An 849-nucleotide genomic window follows, 5' to 3' on the forward strand; every position below is an offset into this window, starting at 1 on the left:
AAAAAGGCGCGCGGCATCACGATCAACACCGCGCACGTCGAGTACGAGACGGCCAACCGCCACTACGCGCACGTCGACTGCCCGGGCCACGCCGACTACGTCAAGAACATGATCACCGGTGCGGCCCAGATGGATGGCGCGATCCTGGTGGTCTCCGCTGCCGACGGCCCCATGCCCCAGACCCGCGAGCACATCCTGCTGGCGCGCCAGGTGGGCGTGCCCTACATCATCGTCTTCATGAACAAGTGCGACATGGTGGACGATGCCGAGCTGCTCGAACTCGTCGAGATGGAAGTGCGCGAGCTGCTCTCCAAGTACGACTTCCCTGGTGATGACATCCCCATCATCAAGGGCTCCGCGCTCAAGGCGCTCGAAGGCGACAAGGGCGAGCTGGGCGAAGGCGCCATCATGAAGCTGGCCGAAGCGCTGGACAGCTACATCCCCACGCCCGAGCGCGCCATCGACGGCGCCTTCCTGATGCCCGTGGAAGACGTCTTCTCCATCTCCGGCCGCGGCACCGTCGTGACCGGCCGTATCGAGCGCGGCATCATCAAAGTCGGTGACGAAGTCGAAATCGTCGGCATCCGCCCCACCGCCAAGACCACCTGCACCGGCGTGGAAATGTTCCGCAAGCTGCTCGACCAGGGCCAGGCGGGCGACAACGTCGGCATTCTGCTGCGCGGCACCAAGCGCGAGGAAGTCGAGCGCGGCCAAGTGCTGGCCAAGCCCGGCTCCATCACGCCGCACACCCACTTCACCGGCGAGGTGTACGTGCTGTCCAAGGAAGAAGGCGGCCGCCACACCCCGTTCTTCAACAACTACCGTCCGCAGTTCTACTTCCGCACCACC

1 protein-coding gene is annotated in these 849 nt (G+C 64.9%); it reads left to right on the plus strand.

From position 1 onward, the window contains the following. Window positions 1–849 (plus strand): elongation factor Tu (gene tuf, locus A9O67_RS01820; RefSeq protein ID WP_068606821.1); only part of this gene is annotated, 849 nt, incomplete at both ends.

The sequence above is a fragment of the Tepidimonas fonticaldi genome (assembly GCF_001675355.1).
Classification (GTDB): domain Bacteria; phylum Pseudomonadota; class Gammaproteobacteria; order Burkholderiales; family Burkholderiaceae_C; genus Tepidimonas; species Tepidimonas fonticaldi.